Below are 21,836 nucleotides of genomic sequence, written 5' to 3' on the forward strand. Positions count from 1 at the left end.
GTAAGTGCAAATTGTAGGAGGTCATTATGGAAAAACAGAATGTTCAAGCAATTCGATTATCAATTGCAGACCCAACACCACTTGGTTTGTTTGGTTTAGCAATGGTGACGCTCGTTGCGTCCTCACAAAAACTAGGAATCACAGATGGCACTTCCCTTATTTTACCTTGGGCTATCTTCCTTGGAGGAATCGCGCAGCTGATCGCGTCCATACAAGATTCAAAGCATCATAATATTTTTGGAGCCACTGCTTTTGGCGCATTCGGTCTTTTCTGGATGGGCGTTGGAACAACTTGGCTCATTCAAGCCGGCGTTTTTGGGAAAACGCTTGCGGGAGCAGCAGATCCAAAACAGTTAGGTTTTGCGTTTATTGGTTATTTGATTTTCAGCTTGTTTATGACGATTGGTGCAATGGAAACACATAAAGTATTATTTTTGATTTTCGTCTTTATTGATTTCTTATTCATTGGTCTTTCCCTTAGCACTTTTGGTGTGATGTACGATGTGACTCATACCATGGCTGGTATTGCGGAATTGATTATTTCCCTGCTTTCATTTTATGGTTCTGCAGCTGTTGTCCTTAATACACATTTTGGCCGTATTGTTCTGCCAATCGGACAACCATTTCGCATTTTTACAAAAGCTTAAATAAAAAAGAACTGCTCTGTGCAGTTCTTTTTTTATGTTTATTTTTCTTGTGCCTCTTGAAAGATCTCTCCGATGATTTCATACGAACGCATTCTTTCTTGATGATCGAACATATCAGAATTAATCATCACTTCATCTGCTTGTGTAGCTTCAATAAAGGCTTCTAATTCTATTTTTACTTTTTCTTTATCCCCAATGATAGTCGAGCTTAATTGTTCATCCACCATCGCCTTTTCATATGGACTCCAAAGACCGTCCATGCTGTCGACAGGCGCCTTCAGTTTTCCTGGTGTGTTGCGAATGAGACTTAAAAACCGCTGATAATGAGAGGTTGCCAAGTATTCAGCCCGTTCTGTTTGATCTGCAGCAAAAACCGTCACACCGACCATGGCATAAGGCTCTTTTAATACATCAGAAGGTCTAAATGACTGTCTGTACAACTCTAACGCAGGAATTGTATTTTTAGGTGAGAAATGTGCTGCAAAGGCAAATGGTAATCCAAGTTCTCCTGCAAGTCTGGCGCTAAAACCACTTGAACCAAGGAGCCAAATCGGAATGTCCAGACCTTCTCCTGGAACAGCTCTTACATGTTTTTTAACCTGACCGGTCGGCTTGAAATATTGACGAAGTTCTTCAAGCTGCTCTGGGAAATCTTCTCCGTTATGAAGATTACGTCTAAGCGCTCTTGCTGTTAACTGATCCGTCCCTGGTGCTCTGCCAAGACCTAAATCAATTCTCCCTGGATACAATGTCTCAAGTGTGCCAAATTGTTCGGCAATGACAAGTGAAGAGTGGTTTGGCAGCATAATCCCGCCAGATCCTACTCGAATTTTTTCGGTTCCTCCCGCAATATATCCAATTAAAACAGACGTTGCAGAGCTCGCTACCCCTTCCATGTTATGGTGTTCTGCCAGCCAGTATCTATGATAGCCCCACTTCTCCGCCTTCTTTGCTAAATGCATACTACGATCAAAAGATTCTTTAATGGTACCTCCTTCTGTCACTGAGGATAAATTTAAAACGGAATAGGCTTTGCCTTGTAAAACTGATTGACTCATAAATGATGTCCCCATTTCTGTCAAAAATCATACTATTTTATACTTTCAACACCATAACACAAATTCATGAAAGATTTAAATGATTTGATTCGATGATTTTCGAAATGATGATTTCCTAGGTTTTACTTCCAATTTGAAAATTTGCACATAGAATGAAATATCAATTCTAGGAGATGGGCAATTTGTACAATCAATTCGAACACAAATGTCCCTTTTGCGGTAAATACCATGAACAGCCTCATTACAAAAGATCACGTCATGACCGTCCTCGAAAAAGAGACTGTCCATTCATTAAACAAGAATATCCAAAACAAAAGATATCTCAAGGGAATCAACCTTGCCAGATTGCAAAAGGAATAAAACAATCAAAACCAAATCAAAGAGCTGGACCAAGAGGCCCGGCAGGCCCAGCAGGTCCCCCTGGACCAACCGGACCTACTGGACCTGCTGGCGGGTTAACCGGCGCTCTTCCTTTTGATCCCTCACAATCACAAGATTATGATGCAGGGCAAGTGGTCACGTTTAATGGCAGTACTTACATTGCCAATGTTGACGATCCATCAGGAATACCTGGACTCTCCCCCGACTATACCCTTTTGGCTGCTTCTGGAGAAACTGGGCCTACGGGGCCTACTGGGATCGGATTAAGTGGTGTTGAAGCCTATGATCCTGTTATGGCAACAACATATTCAGTAGGGCAAGTGGTCACTTATGGTGGTGGTACGTATATAGTAGATTCTGCACCACCTTCAGGTACGCCAGATACGTCGTCAGATTACACACTTTTAGCAGCACCAGGTGAAACTGGGCCTGCAGGCGCTACGGGTATTACTGGATCTACCGGTCCTACTGGTGCCACCGGTATCACTGGAGCTACCGGATCTACCGGGGCCACGGGGATTACTGGATCTACCGGTCCTACTGGTGCGACAGGGATTACTGGATCAACTGGACCTACTGGTGCCACCGGTATTACCGGATCTACCGGTCCTACGGGTGCCACGGGCATCACTGGAGCTACTGGTCCTACTGGTGCCACGGGGATCACCGGTTCAACCGGATCTACCGGTCCTACTGGTGTTACTGGTATTACTGGATCAACTGGCTCTACCGGCGCTACGGGGATCACTGGAGCTACCGGACCTACCGGGGCCACGGGCATCACTGGACCAACTGGTCCTACTGGTGTGACGGGGATCACTGGAGCTACTGGACCTACTGGACCTACTGGCGCCACGGGCATCACTGGTTCTACTGGACCTACGGGGGCCACGGGGATCACCGGTTCAACCGGATCTACCGGTCCTACTGGTGTCACTGGTATTACTGGATCTACCGGTCCTACTGGTGCGACAGGGATTACCGGAGCTACTGGTGATACAGGGGCCACGGGCATCACTGGACCAACTGGTCCTACTGGTGTGACGGGGATCACTGGAGCTACCGGTCCTACTGGTGCCACGGGGATTACTGGAGCTACCGGTCCTACTGGCGCCACGGGGATTACTGGATCAACTGGACCTACTGGTGCCACCGGTATTACCGGATCTACCGGTCCTACGGGTGTCACTGGTATTACTGGACCAACAGGTCCTACTGGTGTGACGGGTATCACTGGATCTACCGGTCCTACGGGTGCCACGGGCATCACTGGAGCTACTGGTCCTACTGGTGCGACAGGGATTACCGGAGCTACTGGTGATACAGGAGCCACGGGCATCACTGGACCAACAGGGATTACTGGATCAACTGGCTCTACCGGGGCCACGGGCATCACTGGTTCTACCGGGCCTACTGGCGCCACGGGGATCACTGGATCAACTGGACCTACTGGTGCCACCGGTATTACCGGATCTACCGGTCCTACTGGCGCCACGGGGATTACCGGATCTACCGGTCCTACGGGTGTCACTGGTATTACTGGACCAACAGGTCCTACTGGTGTGACGGGGATCACTGGAGCTACCGGTCCTACTGGTGCCACGGGCATCACTGGATCAACTGGACCTACTGGTGCCACCGGTATTACCGGATCTACCGGTCCTACGGGTGTCACTGGTATTACTGGACCAACAGGTCCTACTGGTGTGACGGGGATCACTGGAGCTACCGGTCCTACGGGTGCCACGGGCATCACTGGAGCTACTGGACCTACTGGTGCCACCGGTATTACCGGATCTACCGGTCCTACGGGTGTCACTGGTATTACTGGACCAACAGGTCCTACTGGTGTGACGGGGATCACTGGAGCTACCGGTCCTACTGGTGCCACGGGCATCACTGGATCAACTGGACCTACTGGTGCCACCGGTATTACCGGATCTACCGGTCCTACGGGTGTCACTGGTATTACTGGACCAACAGGTCCTACTGGTGTGACGGGGATCACTGGAGCTACCGGTCCTACGGGTGCCACGGGCATCACTGGAGCTACTGGACCTACTGGTGCCACCGGTATTACCGGATCTACCGGTCCTACGGGTGTCACTGGTATTACTGGACCAACAGGTCCTACTGGTGTGACGGGGATCACTGGAGCTACCGGTCCTACGGGTGCCACGGGCATCACTGGAGCTACTGGACCTACTGGTGCCACCGGTATTACCGGATCTACCGGTCCTACGGGTGTCACTGGTATTACTGGACCAACAGGTCCTACTGGTGTGACGGGGATCACTGGAGCTACCGGTCCTACGGGTGCCACGGGCATCACTGGAGCTACTGGACCTACTGGTGTGACGGGGATCACTGGAGCTACTGGACCTACTGGCGCCACGGGCATCACTGGTTCAACTGGACCTACTGGTGCCACGGGCATCACTGGTTCAACTGGACCTACTGGTGCCACGGGCATCACTGGAGCTACTGGTGATACAGGGGCGACGGGCATCACTGGAGCTACTGGACCTACCGGCGCTACGGGGATCACTGGAGCTACCGGTCCTACTGGTGCCACGGGGATTACTGGAGCTACTGGACCTACCGGCGCTACGGGGATCACTGGATCTACCGGTCCTACTGGTGCGACAGGGATTACTGGATCAACTGGCTCTACCGGGGCCACGGGCATCACTGGTTCTACCGGTCCTACTGGCGCCACGGGCATCACTGGATCAACTGGTCCTACGGGTGCCACGGGCATCACTGGAGCTACTGGTGATACAGGGGCGACGGGCATCACTGGATCAACTGGTCCTACTGGTGCCACCGGTATTACCGGATCTACCGGTCCTACGGGTGTCACTGGTATTACTGGACCAACAGGTCCTACTGGTGTGACGGGGATCACTGGAGCTACCGGTCCTACTGGTGCCACGGGCATCACTGGATCAACTGGACCTACTGGTGCCACCGGTATTACCGGATCTACCGGTCCTACGGGTGTCACTGGTATTACTGGACCAACAGGTCCTACTGGTGTGACGGGGATCACTGGAGCTACCGGTCCTACTGGTGCCACGGGCATCACTGGTTCAACTGGTCCTACTGGTGCCACCGGTATTACCGGATCTACCGGTCCTACGGGTGTCACTGGTATTACTGGACCAACAGGTCCTACTGGTGTGACGGGGATCACTGGAGCTACCGGTCCTACTGGTGCCACGGGCATCACTGGTTCAACTGGTCCTACCGGACCTACCGGGGCCACGGGGATTACCGGTTCAACTGGACCTACCGGGGCCACCGGTATCACTGGAGCTACCGGACCTACCGGGGCCACGGGGATTACCGGTTCAACTGGACCTACCGGGGCCACCGGTATCACTGGACCAACAGGTCCTACTGGTGTGACGGGTATCACTGGAGCTACCGGACCTACTGGCGCCACGGGTATCACTGGATCAACTGGTCCTACCGGTCCTACTGGTATCACTGGAGCTACCGGAGCTACCGGGGCCACGGGGATTACTGGAGCTACTGGTTCTACTGGTGCCACCGGTATTACTGGAGCTACTGGTTCTACTGGTGCCACCGGTATCACCGGTTCAACCGGAGCTACCGGTCCTACTGGTGTCACTGGTATTACTGGACCAACAGGTCCTACTGGCGTGACAGGTGTCACTGGGGCTACTGGAACAGGTGGTTTTACAGATACAGCACTTTATGCTGCTAATAGTTCTGGCCCTACCATCGTTACTGTAGCAGGAGGAACGAATATTCCTTTGCCAAACTTTCAAAACATTACTGGTTTTACAGCAAACGGCACAAGTACTGTTTTTACCGTTCTGCAAACTGGTAAATATTATATTACGTATCAAATCAACACCACTACAGCTCTTTTGATTAATACACGTTTGCTTTTAAATGGAACAACTACTATTTCTGGTTCTGTTCAATCACCTGTTATCTCAACTTCATTAATCAACAACACTGTTATTGTTAATTTAACAGCTGGTAATACCATCTCACTGCAGTTTTTTGGGGCGGTTGTCACAGCTATTTTAGTTGGCGGAGGTGGTGCTGCTGGAGCAGCCTTGACCATCATACGTCTTAGCTAAACTAAAAAAAGAAAGGCTTTTTCAGCCTTTCTTTTTTCTGTCTTCTATTACATTTATACACTGTTCAATATCATACGATTGCAAAAGATGAAAAATAGATTGGATGATTGAAAACTCTAAATTCCACCATTCTAATAACTGCAGTTTTTCGATTATTTCGGATGAAAATCGATATTTCATGAGCTGCTGGGGATTTCCTGCGGCAATTGCATATGGCGGCACATCTTTTGTGATCACACTATTTGCCCCGATCACGGCCCCGTTTCCTATACATACTCCTGACATAATCGTCGCACCATATCCAATCCATACGTCATGTCCAATATGAACATCTCCCTTCGATTTGGGATGTCCTTTAATATGGGCAGCTTCTTTAAAAATTTGATTAAACGGATACGTTGTGACCCAATCAGTACGGTGTTCCCCGCCTAGAAAAATTTTCACTTCGTTTGCGATAGAACAAAACTTTCCAATATGTAATGTCGTTCCTTCCCCCCACGTCAGCACTTGGAAATCTGGTCCGGCATAAGAAAAGTCACCGATATTGTGCGAGCTCAGTTCATTTCTTTGATTCAAAAACATAGAAGATTCGGCCTCCTTAAAAGTGAGAGATCTTCGTATGTATATGCTGTCTTACACCTTTACATTATGATTGAACAAGCGCTACAATTTGTTTTTTCTTCCATACGAGCTGATAGTAGCTGTATTGGAGGAGTAAGTTTACAAAGAAAGCTGCAGGGTAGCCAATCCATATTCCTTTAATGCCAAGGGATGTATAGTGTGATAGCACATAAGCGACTGGTACTTCTACAAGCCAAATGGAACAAATACTAAAGATCGTCGGCCAAAGAACCGTCCCGCTTGCTCTCATTGTGGCTGCAACAATTTGGGCCGTTCCAAAAATGAGATAGCTCCATAGTGTAATGACGACCAAACTATAGGCGATGTCTATCGTCCCAGGATCTGTTAAAAAGATCGATAAAATCTGAGGCGCAAAAATATAAACGAAAATGATGATGCATCCGCCTATGGCGAAGTTAAGCCCTAACCCAATTTTAATGACATCTTTCAGTCGATTCATATTTCCTGCGCCAATGAATTGAGCTGCAAAGATCGAGACCGCAATGCCAAGGCTCACTGCCGGCATCTGCACATAACTCACGACTTGATTGACAACTCCATAGGCAGCTGTTGCCTGTGATCCATAATCGTTGACGAAAGAAATAACGGCAATTTCTGATAAAGAAATGAGGATCATATTAATGCTTGATGGGATACTGAGCTTTAATAACGTTTTTAATAGATCTCCTTTCATCAATAAATGCTTTCTCACCGATGCATCAATGCGAAGCGGGTGCTTTGTCTTATATAAGTAGATGTGTAGAATGATAAATGTCACAATTGTTGAAATCACAGAAGCATACGCAGCGCCGTATAAGCCGAACGCTGGCAGTCCCAGCCATCCAAATAATAAAATGGGCAGCATCAAAATATTCGTTGCCGTACTAATCATTAAGAAATAAAATGGCGTTTTCGAATCCCCTGTCCCTCGCAAGAAGGTCGTATAAACAAAATAAAGAAATAAGATCGGCATTGAGATGAATAGAATTCTAGCATAGCCCGCACTTTCCTCCACGATATTAGCGGGTGTTCCCATAAGGTTTAAGATGTCTGTTGCGAAAAAACCTCCAATGATCGCTAAAGATACTCCGATCAAAAAAGTGAATGAAAGCGTTGTGCCAATAATTTCTTTTAATTTCTGTTCATTTTTTGCTCCATACGCTTGTCCAATAAGGATCGAGCTTCCCGATCCAATTCCAATGGAAAAAGAAACGAGTAAAAAGAAAAGCGGAAAGAATGCAGAAATGGCAGCTACTGCATCCTCTCCAATCCATCTTCCGACAAGAACAATAGACACTAATTGTCCGATCGATTGCAAAATATTACTTAGCAAAAGCGGGATGAGAAAAATGGACATGGTTTTTACTAAAGATTGATTATTATCTAACGTCATGATGGTTCTCCTTCTCTCTCTAAATCTAAAGATTCTCAGCTAGTATGCTGACAATACGGTCTTCTATCTCTTTCCCTTTTTCGTCATCAACAAGGTGATTTAATAAGATGGAAAAAGCGAGCGTTTTCCCGCCCTGCGTGTCAATATATCCAGAAAGTGTGCTGACCGTTGTTAACGACCCTGTTTTTGCACGTACTTTTTCTAGTGTAGCTGGTTCCTTCAATCTGTTCCTTAACGTTCCCCCTACCATTCGTTCACTTGCCCCTGCTAAAGGGAGCGCATGTTCATAGGTTTTAAACCATTTTTCCTTTTGAATGTTTGTCAAAAATAAAGTGAACTGGTTAGCAGAGACAAGGTTAATAGGTGATATGCCCGATCCGTCACGCAGCACTGCAAGCGAAGGATCGATGCCAAACGCAGGAAGCCGTTCATTCATGACGTCCAGCCCAGCTTCAAAGCTCCCTTTGTTCTTCACTTTTTTCCCTAGTTCCTTTAGCAAAATTTCTGCATGGGTATTGTTGCTTAATTTCATCATAGGAACAAGCAGCTCTGATAATGGCATCGATGTATGGGAGGCAATTTTTTTGGCTTTTTTAGGAACTTGTTTTGATTTCAGCGGTCCCTTTACTTGAATCCCTTCCGCCTTTAACGCTCGTTTCATTAAGTCTAAAGCATAGACGGACGGATCCCATAAAGCTACCCATTGTTTAGATGAGCTCGCTTTAACAGGAATAGTCCCAGTCAACGTAATCTTGTTGGTTCCGTGAGAGCGCTTAAAAGAGATTTTCTTTTTTTCACCTTCTGGAACTGTTTTCACTTGATTGATGACTTGAGCGACATCCGTCTTTGGGATCATATCATATGCGGCTTTCTGTCCTGCTCTTTTTCCTGGTTTTACTTCGAGAATCACGGTCCCTGCATCATAATCTTGATTCGGTGAAGCCGTGAGAGCAGAAATTTGTGCCCCGTAATATTGATCCTCATCACTCCAAGGCAGGTCAATGGAGTATCTCGTGTCATCAAACCAAGTGTCATCTGCCGCAAGCTGCCCGCGAATGGTATGTATTCCGGCCTTTTTGACTTGTTTGGCAAGTGCTGCAAAATCCTCCTCTAATAAAGTCGGATCGCCGGTGCCACGAAGATAAAGGCTGCCATGTAGCGTTTTCTTTTGAATGGAACCATCCATCCAGATGTCTGTAGGGAATGTGTGTGTTTCTCCAAGTATATCAAGTGCGATGGCTGATGTGAGCAGTTTCATATTAGAAGCAGGAGTAAGACGAATATCGGCTTGATGTTCATAAAGAAGAGAGGTGTCAGAAGTATCGCGGACGCTGATGCCAGAGATCGCGCCCTCTAAATCAGGTGCTGTTCGTATGAATTCGTCTAAAGCTGTCATCCATTGAAGTGAATCGTCACGAGCTTTGAGTTGTTCATCTTTCGCTGAAAAAGGGAGAAATAAAATCGACAGGATACATATTTGTAAAAACATGAGCTGTGAAAAACGCTTCACGCAATCCCTCCTTTTTGTTGCAGCCAATTTTAGAAGAATATGTTCATTATACACAAAAGAACGTTTGTTCTCAAAGGTTTTTTAAACAGAAAAGTCAGCTTTCTTTGACGAAAACTGACAAGCCCCTTACCTCTTTTCTGGATTCCAGCCATCGGTTCCGCGAAGAACAGCCTGAACCGTGATTTGACTTGCTTCATTTTGAGTTAAAATGGTTGACCATTTTACGCGGTTTGCTGGACTGCTTCCCGCTCCTGTCGATCCAAATTCTTTATATCTGGCCGTTCTTTCATTGTCACGGTTATCCCAGTTATGCCATCCCTCTGCTTTCACATGATCATCCATTTTTGTATGAAGGAATGTTACAGCCGAATGAGGTCTCCACGGACGTCCTAAATAAACCGATTGCGCAGCTGCCGTCCCCTTTTTCAGCGTAGAGTCCATGAATACATAGCCGTACCTTTGCGCTTCTGTTGTGGATGCTGCAGTAATATACCCATTTCCAAGGCTTTTTATTTCAGCTCTTTTAAACACAGCTGTGGCTGATCCAAAAATAAAATCGACCGTGCCCTCAATATAGCAGTTTTCATAATATTGCCGCCCTGTGCCTGTTGCATAAAGTGTATCTTGATAGCCTAACACGCGTATTTGCTTGAACACAGCCCGGTCGCCAGACACATACAGTGCAACTGCCTGACCAGCATGTCTGCCAGCTGTATTTTGAAAGGTGATATTTTCTGCATAAAAATCGTTTGCACGAATCATTGTGCTTGAGCTGTTTGTTGTACTCCCAGTGCTTGCGTTTGTATCATCATACGTAAAGATCGTCTTGTGCTGGTTTTCGCCAATAAAGGATACGTGTGGTTTATTTTGCGGAAGCAAAATTTTTTCTTTATATACGCCATTTTTAATATAGATCGTTGCCGGTTGTTGATTGTTTGCTGGAATCGCATCAATGGCAGACTGAACGGTGCGGTATGTCCCGCTTCCCTTTTGATCAACGACAAGGACGCGGTTATGCCCGGCTTCTGCTGCTTGAAGTGAAGCGAAGTCAAAAAGAAAGAAAGACAAGACCATAACAATCCATACGTTTCTATATTTCATCACATATCTCCTCCTCATTTTGTGAACGTTTTCATCAAACATTCTTTTTGATCCTATTCCATACACGCACAAAAAAACACCCACGTTTTTATGTTGTGGATGTTTTTTTAGACTTTTCATATTGCATCGCATAAATCCCTTCATTTTCAATCCATTCACAAAATAGAACGTCTCGATAAGAGGAAATATGCTGCTTTTTTAATTGCTTATTCAGCCAGGATTCATCAAAGCCGGCTTCTTGTAAATCATCTTTTAAGATTTCGCCGTCAATAATAAATGTTCTAGGCAATTTCACTTCTTTTCCCTTCACGTTCACATCTTCTGCTGTGGCTGGCGCGTATTTCATTTTCGGAAGAACACTGACAGAACCGTCCGTTTCCAAAACGGCATATTCAATTTCATTCAGTGCAAAATGGCCTTTTGCGCGAACCAGTGTCTGCAGCTGATTGATATCAAGCATATTCTTCTTCAACCGATTGTAGTGAATCTTCCCCTTATCAATCACAAGAGTAGGTCTTCCTTCTAAAAAAGCGCGAATGGATTTAAAGCGCTGTGAAAGCCATTCAACTGTATAAATAAGTACGCCCCATACCGCAACAGCAAATAAAATGTGCTGAACCCTGACTTCTGGGTCAAAAATGGCGTTTCCGACCATTTCGCCTAAAATTAGTGCAGAAATAAAATCAAACGGTGTGATTTGTGCAAATTGTGTTTTCCCTAATAATTTTGTAATAAAAAATAAAGCGAAAAATCCGATTAAGAGTTCAATCAAAATATTAACGAACGGCACAAAAATTCCTTCCTTTCTTGCTGCATTTATATACAGCATATACATGAAAGGAAGGATCTAAACCATTTATGAAGGCAATAAAATAAAGACATTGTCCCCTTCAACGAATGTTTCATATGTTTTAACGCATCCGTGATCTGGTGCTTGCACGTTTCCTGATGAAAGATCAATTTTCCAATCATGCATTGGGCAGAAAACGTGATTCCCGCTGACCATGCCTTCAGCCAGAACGCCGCCTTTATGAGGACAGCGGTTTTCAATGGCTTTGAACTGCTTATTAGAAGTTTGAAAAACAGCTAATTCAAGTGTACCGGCTTCAACTGTTTTACCTAGCTGGAGCGGAAAATCTGATAGGGTGCCAATGTGAACTTTAACAACTGAAACTGTCATATGATCTCATCCCTTCAATTGATTTATACGGAAGCCGTCGCTTTTTGAAATAATTGTCTCGTGTCTTTTTGACTCTCGCGAAGCTCCTGCCAAGGCTCTTCATATGTTGAAAGCGCAATGTCCATTCTTTCGATTAAGGCTGCTCGTTTTTCATCATCCAGGAGTACTGATTGAATATGATCTAACCCAAGTCGCTCAACCCAAGCAGAGGTTCTTTCTAAATAATTTGCCGTTTCTCTGTAATATTGCAGGTATGCTGCGGCCATTTGCTCTACTTCTTCTGCTGTACTGACCTTCATTAATAAATCTCCAGCCCGCAGGTGTGTGCCGCCATTTCCGCCGGCGTACAATTCAAACCCTCCATCTATCCCCACAATACCGAGGTCTTTAATTCCGGACTCTGCACAGTTTCTCGGACAAGCAGAGACGGCCATTTTTACTTTATGCGGTGTCGCAAGACCTTCAAATTTCTTTTCAAGTGCAATTCCAAGAGCCATGGAGTCCTGCGTGCCGAACCTGCAAAATTGTTCTCCAACACATGTTTTAACTGTTCTTAAAGATTTTCCATATGCATAACCCGATGGCATATCTAGATCCGCCCACACTTTAGGTAAATCTTCTTTTTTGACACCTAGAAGATCAATACGCTGACCGCCAGTCATTTTCACAAGCGGTATTTCATATTTGTCGACGACATCGGCTATTTTTCTCAAGTCATTTGCATTGGTGACGCCGCCGTACATTCGCGGAACAACTGAATAGGTGCCATCGTTTTGAATATTGGCGTGCATGCGTTCATTTACAAAGCGTGAGCTCTTTTCATCTTTGTATTCAAGTGGATGAAGCATGCCTAAATAATAATTCAGTGCAGGGCGGCATTTTGAACAGCCCTCTTCTGTATTCCAGTCAAGTACATTCATCACTTCTTTGACATGCTGCAGCCCTTTCTCTTTGATTTCATGAATGACTTCATCTCGTGAAAGGGTAGTGCAGGCGCAGATGGTTTCTTTTTGGGCTGTCCGGCTTGCATCCTCACCTAGCGTATGCCAAAGAATCTCTTCGACAACAGGCTGACAGCCTCCGCAAGATCGTGAGGCACTTGTACATTGCTTGACTTCCTGAAACGTTGTTAAGCCTTCTTTCTGAATGGCTTCCACAATCTGCCCTTTTGACACGCCATTACAGCCGCAAACGATATGGTCGTTTGCCATGCTGTCAATCGTGCTTTCTTGCGCCGGATCATTGGAGGTTAAGACAGATACCTTCTCCATATCCGACATATCTATTCCTTCTTTAATGTACGAGAATAAACGAGGTCCGTCGCTTGTTTCTCCAAACATGACGGCGCCTACTAATCGGTTTTGCTGGAAGACGAGTTTTTGATAGATGCCTTTTTGTTCGTCAAAAATCTTAATCGCTTTTTTCTCATCGTTTTCAATAAAATCACCAGCTGAAAATACATCAACTCCTGATACTTTCAGCTGTGTTGACAGAACAGAGCCTTCATATGGAGCAGGGTTCAAGCCGCATACATGCTTGGCAAGTACAGTCGCTTGATCGTATAAAGGAGCAACTAATCCGTACGTTTGTCCCCTGTGTTCCACACATTCTCCGACGGCATAAATGCCCGGGACACTTGTTTCCATAAAATCATTGACGATAATCCCACGGTTCACTTCAAGCCCGCTTATTTCTGCAAGCATTTTACTTGGTTTAATTCCCGCAGCCATGACGACTAGGTCTGTCTCAAGTGTAGTGCCGTCTGAAAATGATAATCCTTCTACTCTTGTATCTCCTAAAATCTCATTTGTCTGTTTTCCTAACAGGAATTTCATCCCCTGTTCCTCTAATGCTTTTTGAAGAAGCTGGCCTGCAATAGGGTCTAGCTGGCGTTCCATTAAATGAGAGCTGAGGTGGATGACATTCACTTCCATGCCTAAGTTTAATAGACCGCGTGCTGCTTCAAGCCCAAGGAGTCCTCCCCCGATGACTGCTGCTTTTTTGTACATAGTAGAGGCATTGACCATTTCCTCAGTGTCTTGCAATGTACGAAAAGCCGTCACGCCTTTTTTATCACTCCCTGGAATTGGAAGGATGAATGGAAGTGACCCTGTTGCTAAAATCAATCGGTCATAATGCACGGTCCGTCCTTGATCACTGGTGACTGTTTGGTTCGCTGTATCAATCTTCACTATGGTCTCGTTTGTAAACAGCTGAATATCATGCTTTTGATACCAGTTCCAATCGTTTAACGTAATATCTTCGACCTTCGTATCCCCTTGAAGCACTTTCGATAAAAGAATTCGGTTATAGTTAGGATGCGGTTCAGTCCCAAATACCGTCATGTCGAAACGTTCGCCGTCTGTTTTTAAAATGTTTTCAAGGCTTCGAATGCCGGCCATACCGTTCCCCACTAATACGAGTTTTTCTTTCATGATAAAACACCCCTCATGTGATCATTTTTTAGAAAGTACCATAATCTAAACATAGATGGAAAATACATGTTAAAATTTCTCACATAGTTTTTCATTCACGCCGGCTGACAGCTGTACAGGACAATATTTAAAGCCTGGCATTTTACTTTGCGGATCTAGTTGATCATCAATTAATTGATTAATTGATTGATGTTTGCTCCAGTGAAATGGAACAAATACGGTATCTTTTCGAATGGTGTCTGATATGCGGCATCTGATGATGACACTTCCTCTTTTTGACTTGATGGTCACGAGCTCCCCGTGCTGAAGTCCATACGTTTTCGCTGTGTCAGGATGAAGCTCTGCATATGCTTCAAACTGTCTGGCAACAAGAGAGGTGCTCCTTCTTGTTTGAACGCCTGTTTGGTAATGAGCCATCACCCTGCCGGTCGTTAAATAAAGAGGGTATTCTTGACTGACGGGTTCCTTTGCAGCCTTTTTTCCATGTGTGACGACGGCAAACTTCGCTAAACTGTCAGAATGTGAGAATGCATGTTCAAATAATCTTTCAGTTCCCGGGTCTTCTAAATGAGTACAAGGCCACCTTATGCCTTGTTCCTTCCTCAGCCTTTCATAGGTTATGCCTGAATAATCAGCCTTTGCACCTTTCGTTACGGCTCTTAATTCCTCAAAGATCTCTTCTGCGGATGAAAAGGAAAAATGGCTGCCTTTGCCTAATACAGCTGCTATTTCACAAATGATTTGCCAATCGTGCTTTCTTTGGTGTTTAAGTGGATATGTTGCTTCTCTAAGCGTAACGCGCCCCTCTATGTTTGTCACGGTACCTTCATCCTCTAAATATGACGAAGTCGGTAAAATTACATCTGCCAGCGCAGCTGTCTCAGACATAAATAAATCAACGGCAACAAAAAAGGACAAGTTCTTGATGGCTTGCTGAATCAAGTGCGCGTTCGGCCCTGATTGGACAGGATTTGAGCACATTAAAAAGAGCGCTTTGATCTCACCTGCATCCATTTTTTCAAACATCTCAAAAGCAGACACGCCCTTTCCTGGGAGTTCTTTTTCATCAATGTTCCATCGTTCAGCCATTTCTTTTCTGTGAGCAGGATTTGAGATATCTCGATATCCTGGAAGCTGATCTGCTTTTTGCCCATGCTCTCTTGCTCCCTGGCCATTTCCCTGGCCGGTTATTGCGCCATAGCCGCATCCAAAGCGGCCGATCTTCCCGGTAACAAGCAGAATATTCAGGAAATTACGCACAGAGGCTGTACCGTCTATTTGCTGCTCAATGCCTCTTGCTGTAAAAATCATGCCTGTCTTTTCTTGTGCGAATTTCCTTGCTATTTTCTGCATCACATCAATCGTCACGCCGGTTTGCTCAGCAATGTCTGGCAGGGAGATGCGTGAGATATGCTCCTTTAGTTCTTGGAAACCTGACGTTCGTTGATGAATAAATGATTCATCGATTAAATGCTCATGCACCATGATGTGCAATATGCCGTTTGCCAGTGCGGCATCTGACCCTGGTTTTAGGCTGACATGTAAATCGGCTAATTGGGCCGTCGGAGTTCTGCGCGGATCAATGACGATGAGAAATGCGCCATTGTTTTTCGCCTCTTCGATGTAGGGCAGGAAGGTTGGCTGACATTCCGCTATATTCGTTCCAACCAATATCAACACTCGTGCATGCTTGATGTCGCTGAGAGGAAAGGTCAGGCCACGGTCAAGTCCGAATGTTTGATTTGCGGCAGTTGCTGCCGAAGACATACATAGTCTCCCGTTATAATCGATGTATTTTGTTTTCAGCGCCACTCTTGCAAATTTCCCGAGTAAGTACGCTTCCTCATTTGTAATTGATGCGCTTCCGTACACACTGATCACATCATGGCCATGTGACAGCTGAAGGGATTCTATGTTTGTTTTGATTTCCTCGAGAGCCTCTTGCCATGTTGCTTTTACAAATTGTCCGTTTCTTTTGATCAGCGGGTGATTCAGGCGATCTTTATGGAGCGCGTGCTGGTGGGCATGCTGTCCTTTCATACAAAGTCTTCCGTGCGTAGTTGGATTGTGTACACCAATCGTTTGGTAGCGTGTTCGCCCTTCCACATGCTGCTCGATTAATTGCATTTTGCACTGCATACTGCAAAAAGGACATTGGGCTGGAAACACTCGCTTTTGTTCTTCCTGCTTTGATTTTTGCTGGGCATATTGTAAAAAAGATTGACTCATACCTTCACATCCTTATGTCTTACATTTTCTTGTCTGCTTTGGTCAAATTGCGCACAGAGCTCTTCTCTTATTTCCTCATCAAGTAACTTTTCTCGAATAGAAATGTTCCCTTGCCGGGAAAGCCAATCACCAATGGATTCTTGAAAGTAAGCATTTTTTCTATACTCTTCAAGCAGCGCTTTTAAAAAAGCAATAAGCTCACTTGAATGAGCCAAGGTGTAAAAAAGCTGGCCTCCTATATAAATGTTCCATTCACCCAGCTGCTTTTTCAGACAGATGTCATCAATTGGAGCAAGTTTACACGTGCAGGAAGCACCGGTGATATGAATGGAGGTGACAGCTGGTAAAAGTGTATCTTCCACTTGTCTTTCCAGCTCTATCACAAGTGACGTGACTGCTGGATCACTGCAGTCGCATGAAAGGATATGAGATAGTCTTCTTTTCTCATTGGGCATAATTGGCCAATGATTTTTGACGATTTGTGCCGCCTGTTTTGACACACCGATAAGCCGTATTCGTTTATGCTTTGTCAGCTCTGCCTGCTCAATCAGCCTGTTCTCTAACAAAGACGTAATGATTTTCAAAAAATCCAAATCAAGCCGGCCTCCATATAATTGAGGAATCAACATGTCCTCCTGCTCAGCAGCGCCGATTTTTTCCACCGATCCTTGAAATTGCTCGAGATAGTATTGAATGGCCGGCCGGCAGATGCCGCAGCCGTGATTCGTTTTCCACTGAAAATGTCTTCTTATTTCTTCAGCATTCACCGGCTGCTGCTTTTTAATAAACGAAAAAATGGTCTGCTCATCTGCTTCTGTACATGGACAATAAAAGGCCTGCGATTCCGTTTGTTCATGTGATGATAACTGGCAGCAAGCACGGACGAGCTCTTGACACCCGCCGCACCCGGTTGCTGCCCCTGTCTGTTTTTTCACCTCTTCTAAGTTTGTCAGCTGATGAACCGAAATGCTTTTTAAAATCGTCCCTTTTGTAACGGTTTGACATTGGCAGACGAGATCTTCCATTTTTAATGAATCTAGTGGGGATGCTTGCTTTTCATAAAGGGATTTCATGACCACACTTTTATCACGTCCCACTTTCACATCTTGCAAAAGCTGATCGGCATGCTCCAGCTCTCCGACGAATAAAATGCCTGCCAGCGCCTCACGTTCAAAGACGAATTTTTTATATACCTCTTGCTCTTCATCTAAATAAGTCACAGCTGACATAAACGGAGAATGATGTTCAATACATCCAGCAGAATAAATCGGCAAATCAGGTACTTTTAATTTTGTTGAGTAAATGGGCTTGGGTGTATGTGTGATTTTTTCCCCTAAAAGATGCTTAGCGAGCACGCTTGCTTGTTCATAAATGGGCTGAACAAGACCGTGCACCATCCCTTTGTGCTCTGCACATTCTCCAATCGCATAAATATTTGGGATATTTGTCTCCATCACGTCATTGACAACAATGGCTTTTCTCGTGTGTATGCCATGATTCTCTGCAAGCTGTATATTCGGACGGATACCTGTTGTAAAAACAACAAGATCAGCCTCCACGATGTCGCCATTTTTCAATAGAACGCCTTCTACCCTCTCACCGCCTAAGCATGCAATGGTATGGGCATTTGTTTTCACCTGAATCCCTTTTCGTATAAATTGTCGCTGTAATAATCCGGCGGCTGTTTCATCTAATTGTCGCTGCATGAGCCGCTCCGTATGATGAATGATGGTGGTTTCCAGCCCCGCAATCTGCAGACCAGCTGCCACCTCCACACCAAGCACGCCGCCTCCGATCACTGCTGCTTGTTGATAATGCACCGCATCCGCACAAATGGCCTCATAATCATCAATTGTCCGAAAAGCGTATATCCCTTTTTTGGACACACCCTGAATAGGAAGAAAATTCGGCGATGAACCCGTTGCAATGACGAGCTTGTCATAGGAAATTTCCCGGCGCGCATCTGTCATGACACATTTTCGATTTGTATCGATATGTATAACTGATTCTCCTTTGTACAATGTGATGTCATGCGCTGTGTACCATTCTTTATCCTTTAGTTCAATTTGAGCTAATGATTCGCTTTTTTGTAAAATGGGCGAAAGTTTTATTCGATTGTAGGCAGAGTGCTTCTCTTTTCCAATGACTGTTATGGCGTAATGTTCTGGCTGCTTTTGAATGATCTCTTCGATACATTTCATACTCGCCATGCCGTTTCCGATAAACACAAGTTTGCGTTTTGCCATCTGAAATCAACCTTTCTAAGCCTCTTGCTCGAGCACATTGTATGGATTGATTATGGCACACACTTGTAAAAAAGTGTTTATTCATGTCAATTTTTCTCACATAATACTTTCATTACATAAGTGAACTCGCTATCTTTAAGTCAGAAAATTCAATAGAGGAGGCGTTTTATGAAACTCTCAGAATTAAAATCAAGTGGTCATCCTAAGACATTGTTTGGTTCCTTTTTATATTTCGATGTGAGCTTTATGATCTGGGTTTTGTTAGGAGCGCTGGGTGCTTTTATTGCGCAAGATTTTGCTTTATCAACCGTAGAGAAGGGCATGATTGTGGCCATTCCAATTCTATCTGGTTCTTTTTTTCGGATTGTGCTCGGTTTATTCACCGATCGAATAGGACCTAAAAAGACTGCAGTGATGGGAATGCTCTTAACGACCATTCCGCTCATTTGGGGGTTTATCGCTGGTACAACCCTTTCAGAGCTCGTACTGATTGGGATTTTGCTTGGAGTAGCAGGAGCAAGTTTTGCTGTTGCTTTGCCAATGGCAAGCCGCTGGTATCCTCCTCACTTACAAGGAGTAGCTATGGGGATTGCAGGCGCGGGGAATAGTGGAACACTAATCTCCACATTATTTGGTCCAAGGCTTGCGGAGATTTACGGGTGGCATGCCGTAATGGGGCTCGCTCTGATTCCGTTAAGTCTTGTCTTTTTGTTCTTTATTTTCACTGCAAAAGATGCACCAAATCAGCCCGCTCCTCAGCCGATTCGGTCGTACTTTTCAGTATTTCAAGTGAAATCGACATGGTTTTTCTGTCTGCTTTATGCGATCACATTCGGAGGGTTTGTCGGGCTTTCTAGTTTCCTCAGTATTTTCTTTGTGGATCAATATGGGGTTTCGAAGATTCATGCTGGTGATTTTGTGACCCTTTGTGTGGCGGCAGGCAGCTTCTTTCGTCCTGTGGGCGGTCTCATTGCCGATAAAATAGGCGGAATGAAGGTACTGCTTGGATTATTCGGAATCATCGGCATCTGCTTAGGGGGAGTGAGCAGTCTTCCAGCTTTACCTGTGGTCATTGCGCTTTTATTTGCCGGGATGATGTGTCTTGGGATGGGGAATGGCGCTGTTTTTCAGCTGGTGCCTCAAGTATTTCATAAAGAAATTGGGATTGTGACCGGAATTGTTGGGGCTGCTGGAGGCATTGGCGGATTCTTTTTACCTAATATTCTTGGCAGTTTAAAAGAATTGACTGGCTCATATACGTTTGGCTTTTTGACCATTTCTCTTTTTGTTCTGATTGTCTTCCTCTGTTTAGTCGTATCGCAGCTTAAACGTAAAAAAGTGTTGATCAATCATACCATTTCTGAATCATAAAAAGCCATGACCACACGTTGGTCATGGCTTTTCTTTATATTGTAACACCCTTTGTTTGACCTATTTTGGCAGAACCGAACTCCCCATTAAATAACGGTCTACCTCGTGCGCCACTTGTCTGCCTTCATTAATTGCCCAGACAATCAAGCTTTGCCCGCGTCTTGCATCTCCCGCTGCAAATACGCCTTCTACATTTGTTGTATATTCCCCATATTTTGCGTCAATGCGATTGTTTTTGCTGTCCACGCCAAAGTGTTTCACAAGCGGCTGTTCAGTTCCCTCAAAACCAATTGCAATAAAGACGAGCTGAGCAGGCCATACCTTCTCTGTCCCTGGAATCTCATGAAATTCAAACTTCCCTTGTTCGTTTTTCACCTTTTCCATTTGAATGGTATGAAGCTCTTTTAATTTCCCATTTTTATCTGCCACAATTTTTGTGGTTTGAATTGAATATTGACGCGGATCTTCTCCGAATTTGGCTTGTGCTTCTTCATAAGCATAATCCAGCGAGAAGACATAAGGCTGTTCTGGCCACAAGTTATCCCCTACACGTGTATCCGGAAGCTTTGGATGCTTCCCGAATTGAACAACACTTTTTGCTTTTTGGCGAAGTGCAGTTGCAACGCAGTCTGCACCTGTGTCTCCTCCGCCAATCACAATTACGTCTTTTCCTTTAGCATCAATGAAGTTTTTGTCTTTAAATCCTGAATCAAGCATGCTTTTCGTTGCAAGGGTTAAATAATCCATCGCAAGGTGAATCCCTTTTGCTTCCCGGCCTTCAATCAATAGATCACGCTGCTTTTGTGCACCTGTACAAAGGATAACGGCATCAAACTGCTCTTTCAGTTCATCAGCAGTAATATCCACACCGATTTCTGTGTTCGTCACAAAGTCAATGCCTTCTTGTCTTAGAAGTTTGACTCTTCGCTCGACCACTTCTTTATCGAGCTTCATATTCGGAATCCCGTATGTCAGCAGTCCGCCAAGACGGTCAGAACGCTCGAACACTGTTACAGCGTGCCCTGCTTGGTTTAATTGATCAGCACTTGCAAGTCCTGCTGGTCCTGAGCCGACAATGGCAATTTTCTTCCCTGTACGGCTTGAAGGGATTCTTGGTGTGATCCATCCATTTTCAAAGCCTTTATCAATGATCGTACGTTCGATATTTTTAATCGAAACAGCTGGATCATTGATAGCGACTGTACATGACCCTTCACAAGGTGCCGGACATACTCTCCCAGTAAACTCTGGGAAATTATTTGTTTTTTGAAGTCTTTCGAGAGCTTCTTTCCATCTTCCGCGATAGACAAGATCATTCCACTCTGGAATTAAATTGTAGATCGGGCAGCCAGACACGCCGCCCCTGATCTCCATCCCAATTTGACAAAACGGTGTTCCGCAATCCATACATCTAGCGCCCTGCTTCTTCAATACGTCATCTGTATAAGGAGCTGAATATTCTTTCCAGTCATTTTGACGAGTGAGAGGGTCACGTTCATTTGGCTTTTCTCTTTTATAATCCATAAAACCTGTTGCTTTGCCCATT

The 21,836-nt window shown here is 45.0% G+C and carries 14 protein-coding genes; 3 read left to right on the forward strand and 11 right to left on the reverse strand.

Features of this window, described 5'->3' with window-relative positions; translation table 11 throughout:
* Nucleotides 1-26: 26 nt before the first annotated feature.
* Nucleotides 27-647, forward strand: a complete 621-nt coding sequence (locus NSQ25_RS09350; protein ID WP_024425703.1) for a GPR1/FUN34/YaaH family transporter — start codon at nucleotides 27-29, stop codon at nucleotides 645-647.
* A gap of 38 nt (nucleotides 648-685) precedes the next feature.
* On the opposite strand, the gene NSQ25_RS09355 is transcribed toward NSQ25_RS09350, so the two are convergent.
* The gene (locus tag NSQ25_RS09355) at nucleotides 686-1,705 is read right to left on the reverse strand and encodes an LLM class flavin-dependent oxidoreductase (RefSeq protein ID WP_252049474.1); all 1,020 of its coding nucleotides are present in this window, start codon (nucleotides 1,703-1,705) and stop codon (nucleotides 686-688) included.
* A 173-nt stretch (nucleotides 1,706-1,878) separates the two neighbouring features.
* Between NSQ25_RS09355 and NSQ25_RS09360 the strand changes: the two genes are divergently transcribed.
* Nucleotides 1,879-6,204 carry a hypothetical protein gene (locus tag NSQ25_RS09360; RefSeq protein ID WP_342497909.1) on the forward strand — a complete coding sequence of 1,442 codons (4,326 nt, stop codon included), beginning with the start codon at nucleotides 1,879-1,881 and terminating at the stop codon, nucleotides 6,202-6,204.
* A 21-nt stretch (nucleotides 6,205-6,225) separates the two neighbouring features.
* Here the strand turns inward: NSQ25_RS09360 and NSQ25_RS09365 are convergent, their stop codons facing one another.
* From NSQ25_RS09365 to NSQ25_RS09405, 9 genes are all read right to left on the reverse strand, one after another.
* Nucleotides 6,226-6,786 (reverse strand): CatB-related O-acetyltransferase, encoded by a 561-nt coding sequence (locus NSQ25_RS09365; protein ID WP_326136302.1) that lies wholly within the window; start codon nucleotides 6,784-6,786, stop codon nucleotides 6,226-6,228.
* Nucleotides 6,787-6,850: 64 nt separating this feature from the next.
* Nucleotides 6,851-8,218 (reverse strand): MATE family efflux transporter, encoded by a 1,368-nt coding sequence (locus NSQ25_RS09370; protein ID WP_029708164.1) that lies wholly within the window; start codon nucleotides 8,216-8,218, stop codon nucleotides 6,851-6,853.
* A 25-nt stretch (nucleotides 8,219-8,243) separates the two neighbouring features.
* On the reverse strand, nucleotides 8,244-9,728 hold the full coding sequence (gene dacB / locus NSQ25_RS09375) for a D-alanyl-D-alanine carboxypeptidase/D-alanyl-D-alanine-endopeptidase (RefSeq protein ID WP_081124486.1): 1,485 nt from the start codon (nucleotides 9,726-9,728) through the stop codon (nucleotides 8,244-8,246).
* Nucleotides 9,729-9,854: 126 nt separating this feature from the next.
* Nucleotides 9,855-10,829, reverse strand: a complete 975-nt coding sequence (locus NSQ25_RS09380) for a pectinesterase family protein (protein ID WP_326136301.1) — start codon at nucleotides 10,827-10,829, stop codon at nucleotides 9,855-9,857.
* A gap of 88 nt (nucleotides 10,830-10,917) precedes the next feature.
* Entirely contained in the window at nucleotides 10,918-11,619 is a 702-nt protein-coding gene (locus NSQ25_RS09385; protein ID WP_326136300.1) for a DUF421 domain-containing protein, read from the reverse strand.
* Nucleotides 11,620-11,685: 66 nt separating this feature from the next.
* Nucleotides 11,686-12,009 (reverse strand): nitrite reductase small subunit NirD, encoded by a 324-nt coding sequence (gene nirD / locus NSQ25_RS09390; RefSeq protein WP_024422642.1) that lies wholly within the window; start codon nucleotides 12,007-12,009, stop codon nucleotides 11,686-11,688.
* A 23-nt stretch (nucleotides 12,010-12,032) separates the two neighbouring features.
* Nucleotides 12,033-14,444: a nitrite reductase large subunit NirB gene (nirB, locus tag NSQ25_RS09395; RefSeq protein WP_326136299.1), complete on the reverse strand. Its 2,412-nt coding sequence runs from the start codon at nucleotides 14,442-14,444 to the stop codon at nucleotides 12,033-12,035.
* A gap of 69 nt (nucleotides 14,445-14,513) precedes the next feature.
* The gene (locus NSQ25_RS09400) at nucleotides 14,514-16,673 is read right to left on the reverse strand and encodes a molybdopterin oxidoreductase family protein (RefSeq protein ID WP_326136298.1); all 2,160 of its coding nucleotides are present in this window, start codon (nucleotides 16,671-16,673) and stop codon (nucleotides 14,514-14,516) included.
* Nucleotides 16,670-18,919, reverse strand: a complete 2,250-nt coding sequence (locus NSQ25_RS09405) for an FAD-dependent oxidoreductase (RefSeq protein WP_326136297.1) — start codon at nucleotides 18,917-18,919, stop codon at nucleotides 16,670-16,672. The genes NSQ25_RS09400 and NSQ25_RS09405 overlap by 4 nt, the downstream gene beginning before the upstream one ends.
* A 168-nt stretch (nucleotides 18,920-19,087) precedes the next feature.
* Here NSQ25_RS09405 and NSQ25_RS09410 point away from each other — a divergent pair, with 168 nt between their 5' ends.
* A complete protein-coding gene (locus NSQ25_RS09410; RefSeq protein ID WP_034280687.1) occupies nucleotides 19,088-20,290 on the forward strand; it encodes a nitrate/nitrite transporter in 1,203 nt (400 codons plus the stop codon).
* A gap of 60 nt (nucleotides 20,291-20,350) precedes the next feature.
* Here the strand turns inward: NSQ25_RS09410 and gltD are convergent, their stop codons facing one another.
* Entirely contained in the window at nucleotides 20,351-21,835 is a 1,485-nt protein-coding gene (gene gltD / locus NSQ25_RS09415; RefSeq protein WP_326136296.1) for a glutamate synthase small subunit, read from the reverse strand.
* Nucleotide 21,836: the final 1 nt, after the last annotated feature.

Source organism: Bacillus sp. FSL R5-0512 (genome assembly GCF_038593295.1).
Lineage (GTDB): Bacteria > Bacillota > Bacilli > Bacillales > Bacillaceae > Bacillus > Bacillus safensis.

Bases quoted from the DNA above. Each gene is read 5' to 3' on its own strand.
- nirD (WP_024422642.1), bottom strand. From the start codon at position 12,009: ATGACAGTTTCAGTTGTTAAAGTTCACATTGGCACCCTATCAGATTTT.
- NSQ25_RS09350 (WP_024425703.1), top strand. From the start codon at position 27: ATGGAAAAACAGAATGTTCAAGCAATTCGATTATCAATTGCAGACCCA.
- NSQ25_RS09355 (WP_252049474.1), bottom strand. From the start codon at position 1,705: ATGAGTCAATCAGTTTTACAAGGCAAAGCCTATTCCGTTTTAAATTTA.
- NSQ25_RS09365 (WP_326136302.1), bottom strand. From the start codon at position 6,786: ATGTTTTTGAATCAAAGAAATGAACTGAGCTCGCACAATATCGGTGAC.
- NSQ25_RS09360 (WP_342497909.1), top strand. From the start codon at position 1,879: ATGGGCAATTTGTACAATCAATTCGAACACAAATGTCCCTTTTGCGGT.
- NSQ25_RS09405 (WP_326136297.1), bottom strand. From the start codon at position 18,919: ATGGCAAAACGCAAACTTGTGTTTATCGGAAACGGCATGGCGAGTATG.
- NSQ25_RS09400 (WP_326136298.1), bottom strand. From the start codon at position 16,673: ATGAGTCAATCTTTTTTACAATATGCCCAGCAAAAATCAAAGCAGGAA.
- NSQ25_RS09370 (WP_029708164.1), bottom strand. From the start codon at position 8,218: ATGACGTTAGATAATAATCAATCTTTAGTAAAAACCATGTCCATTTTT.
- nirB (WP_326136299.1), bottom strand. From the start codon at position 14,444: ATGAAAGAAAAACTCGTATTAGTGGGGAACGGTATGGCCGGCATTCGA.
- gltD (WP_326136296.1), bottom strand. From the start codon at position 21,835: ATGGGCAAAGCAACAGGTTTTATGGATTATAAAAGAGAAAAGCCAAAT.
- NSQ25_RS09380 (WP_326136301.1), bottom strand. From the start codon at position 10,829: ATGAAATATAGAAACGTATGGATTGTTATGGTCTTGTCTTTCTTTCTT.
- NSQ25_RS09410 (WP_034280687.1), top strand. From the start codon at position 19,088: ATGAAACTCTCAGAATTAAAATCAAGTGGTCATCCTAAGACATTGTTT.